Source organism: Frateuria defendens, assembly GCF_001182895.1.
Taxonomy (GTDB): Bacteria; Pseudomonadota; Gammaproteobacteria; order Xanthomonadales; family Rhodanobacteraceae; genus Frateuria_B; species Frateuria_B defendens.
In genome coordinates this window covers 1-3,784 of record NZ_LFQR01000052.1, presented here as the reverse complement: position 1 = coordinate 3,784, position 3,784 = coordinate 1, and the positions used below count along the sequence as shown (strand labels likewise).

2 protein-coding genes and 1 pseudogene are annotated in these 3,784 nt (G+C 61.4%); 2 read left to right on the top strand and 1 reads right to left on the bottom strand.

The window, feature by feature from the left end:
• Window positions 1-2,014: pseudogene (locus ACH65_RS20285) on the top strand (hypothetical protein); the annotation flags it as partial.
• A gap of 10 nt (window positions 2,015-2,024) precedes the next feature.
• The gene (locus tag ACH65_RS18920) at window positions 2,025-2,429 is read left to right on the top strand and encodes a hypothetical protein (RefSeq protein WP_153242535.1); all 405 of its coding nucleotides are present in this window, start codon (window positions 2,025-2,027) and stop codon (window positions 2,427-2,429) included.
• 314 nt (window positions 2,430-2,743) lie between these two features.
• On the opposite strand, the gene ACH65_RS18915 is transcribed toward ACH65_RS18920, so the two are convergent.
• Complete coding sequence (locus ACH65_RS18915) at window positions 2,744-3,613, bottom strand: integrase core domain-containing protein (RefSeq protein WP_161805606.1); 870 nt, start codon at window positions 3,611-3,613, stop codon at window positions 2,744-2,746.
• Window positions 3,614-3,784 lie beyond the last annotated feature (171 nt).

Sequence of the window (3,784 nt, the reverse complement as noted above, 5' to 3'; positions counted from 1 at the left end):
GGCCGAGACGGTGCACAACGAATCGAAGTACTCGGCCAGCCAGGTGAGCGTGAGCGGCGGCAGCTCGATGGGGAGCAACATCGCCGGGGGCATCGGCGCGGCCTTGAGCCTGGCGACGCCGCAGCATGGCAACGCCAGCAGCGACACGCGCTCGGGCATTGCCGAGGGCACGGTGACGATCCGCAACAACCCGGGGCAGGACCTGGGCGACATCGACCGTAACCCAACGCTGGACAGCCAGGCGCTGAAGAACACCTTCGATGCGAAGAAGGTGGCGGAGCGGCAGGAGCTGGGGAGTGTGGCCGGGCAGGTGGGGATGCGGGCGGCGGGCGATATCGCCGGCTACATGGCCGATCACGCCACGACGAATCAGGAGCGCGTGGCCTGGAGCGACGGTGGTGTGAACAAGGCCCTGCTGCACGGCCTGGTCGGCGCGGCGACGGCGGCGCTGGGCGGCGGCAATGCCTTGCAGGGCGCACTGGGTGCGGCGGCCAGCGAGAAGGCCAGCCAGGCAATGGAGAACTATCTGGTCGATCACAGTGTGCTGCCTGGATCGAAGTTGTTCGACACGCTGATGCAGTTGGGGAGTGCTTCGGTCGGCGCGGCCGTGGGGGGTGGGGCGGGTGCCGGCACAGCGCTGCAAGGGCAGCAGTTCAACCGGCAGATGCATCCGGAGGAGAGCAAGCTCCTTGCAGGCAAGCTGGCGGCTCAATACGCGACCCAGCACCCGGGCATGAGCGAGGGCGATGCCTACAAAGCCCTGGTGCGCGAACTGCTGATCGAGGTGGACAACACGTGGGCGCAGAAGCTGGGGCCGGTCGATCCGGACGCCCAGGCGTTCCTCGCTTCGCAGGTGATCAGCACGGCCCTGCCGGATGGAACGACGTTCTTCCACGCCAGCGATGCGCAGAAAGCGGACCCCGGCGTGTATGCGGTGGCAGCCGATAGGGACTACCTGACGAAGACGGCCATTTGGGCGGCCTCGGGCCAGACCCAGGCTGGGGCGGATGGCCGGACGCTGATGGGTGTTGGGCAGGGGCTCTACAACTACGGCGCTGACACGGCCAAGAGCACCTGGTCAGTGGCCTCGGACAGTGTCGCGACGCCGTATCCGCTCTGGTTGGCCAAGCTGGGTCTTGCTGCGGGGAATGCCGCCTCGCAAGGGGCGAAGAGCCTGACGCAACTGGCGGCGGACCCGGCGGCAACGCTAGGTGGCTGGTATGCTTCGACCACGAAGTCCTACGCGGATTGGCAGACCCAGCAAGCGGTCAATGACCTGTACGGAAACCAGCAGGCGAACTCGGCACAGGTGACGGAAGCGGCGGCGGGCTTTTTGCCCTGGGGCCGGGTGTTGAAGGGTTCCACGATCCTGAAGGACGCGGCCGAGGCGGTCGAGCAGGTGGGGAGGGATACCCCGAATGTGGAGACGGGCAAGCCGCCAGCGTTGCCGAAGTCAGGGCAGCCCAATGAACTGCCGAGTGAGCAAACAGCAAACACCGATCTTTCTGGGCGTGGTGTCGGAGGGGCGGCAAATGGCAGTCAAGCAAATGCTTCTAATCTCGTGTCTGAGTTACCGAGAACGGACGCAGTTACTATTAGTGGAGTCCGTCCAATTGATCTCGGCCAAAGCTATGAAACTGCAGTGCGCGGGATGTATGGCAATGCCACATTTGGAGAGCGTGGTTATACGGCACTGGTCAATGGTCAGTGGGTAGAGGGCGTTGCAGACGATGTTACGGTTGTCAACGGTAGGTCGACTGCTGTCGAAGCAAAGTATGTTGATGATTGGTCAACGTCATTGCGTAATCCGGATAGCCCAAGTGGTGCGAAGCCATGGGCTGCTACAGAGCAACAGGCCATGATTGATCAGGCTGCGAAGTATTCAGCGGGCTTTGACGGCGGCGTCATCTACCATACTAATAGTTACGAGTTGGCAGCCTATTACACCCAGTTGTTCAATCAAGCGGGCATAACAAATTTTCGATTTGTGATTACTCCTGTGACTAAGCCTTGAGGTGAGTGTGATGAGTGAGTTGGGGAAGCTGGAAAAGGATCTTGGTGTGACGATTGAGAGAAAGAGTGATCGGGTAATACCGGGATCGGTTGATGTTGGCGGGCAAGAGGTTGTTTACTTCTCTGATGATGGGGGTGATGCGCCCCGCATTCAGTTTCAGCGACTTACCCGGCGGATTAACCCCCCCTTGCTCAAGGCGGGGGGGGCGTCAGAGTTGGGGTGTGCTATATATCTGCCGGACGGGCTCAAGTTTCATGCCATGTCTTATCATGGTGACATTGATGGTTGGCGCAAACAGATCTCTCAGGGGGCGCAGGAGTTGGGTTTGCTAACGGCATCGATCAAGGGTAATGGTATTGTTATATCTGATGGCAGGGAATTTTTGCTTTCGGATTGCAGGGTTGAGTTTTATTGAGGTTTCCCGTCCATACTTTCCATAGCCCTTTCTTGCGAAATTTCGGATGATTTTTGAGGCGGTTTCCAGCGAGAGGAGGCATTCGCATTGTCCCGTCCGCCGTGTCCACAGCCACTTTCGTCAGCATTTCGGGTGATTTTTGTACAACGCCTTACAAATCGAGTTGCCAAAAATCACCGCGAAGCGGTCGTGACGTGCCGCAGTCAGCGCTTTCGGCACGCCTCGACACCGTTTCGCGCCGTCATCGCGCAGCCTGCCCGTGGACAGTCCAGTCCTTCACTTGCTGCGGTGGGTGGTGTGCTTCCGCCGGCGCGTTATGGCGGAAAGAACCACCTGGTGAGCCGTCCCTCCCACACGCTGACGAAGCGAGGCTTCCCGGTGGCTTTGGCGATGCCACGCCACGCCTCGGCAGGCGTTCTTCCATGCAGGTGCTGGTGAGGGCGCGCATGGTTGTACCAGGCCCGAAATTCAACCAGCTTGGTACGCAACTCGCCCTGGCCGGTAATGGCGATCTTGTCCAGATGGTGCTTGAGCGTGCCGAAGAAGCGCTCGATGCGTCCGTTCTGCCAGGGGCAGTGCAGGTCGGTGGTTTGCAGGCGGATGCCGAGCAGGGCGAGCGTGGTTTTCATCAGGCGACTGTTGAAACAGGCTTCGTAATCAACGCGCAGGCGTTGCGGAATACCAAAGCGTCGGCATGCGATCACCCACTCGCGCAGGATGGTGACGCTGCGCTTGTCAGCCAGCGCACTCAACCGCAAACAGGCGCGCGAGCCATGATCGAGCAGGCCGAGCATCAGGTGTTGCTGGCCGCTGAGATCGGCTTTGCCGGTCAGGTCCATCGCCCACACGCGATGTGTCGGCATGGGGCGAGGCACACGGTGCTTGCCGTCGTGGCGCAGGCGGATGATCTCCGTCGTGGCCTGTCGTAGCACGTTCGCGACGTAGGACTTGCCGACTGTCATGCCACGTTCTGCATGCCGTCGGTTGAACACCTCCGCCAGCACGCGGCAGCCGAGGTCGGGCGACCACGCGCGCAACCGGATCAGTTCGCGGCGTACCCACGGCGGTTTGGGTCGGCAGCGTTGGCGGGAAGGTGGCACGAAAGCGGGCATGCTGATGCGCTGGCGCCGCCATGCCAGCAGCCATCGCCATAAGCCGACCAGCCATGCGATCCACGTTTGCATCCTTGATGGTCCCACTTGGTGTTTGGGGCTAGCCCGCGTAGGTGGTGCGGAACTGCGGAGTGCACAAGCCATCCACGTGACGGCCGAGCAGGTGGCCGCGCTCACGCAGGACATCGTGTGGCTGGTGCAGCAGAACGTGGATGGCCACGAGGTGCTGGTGCCGGTGGTGTA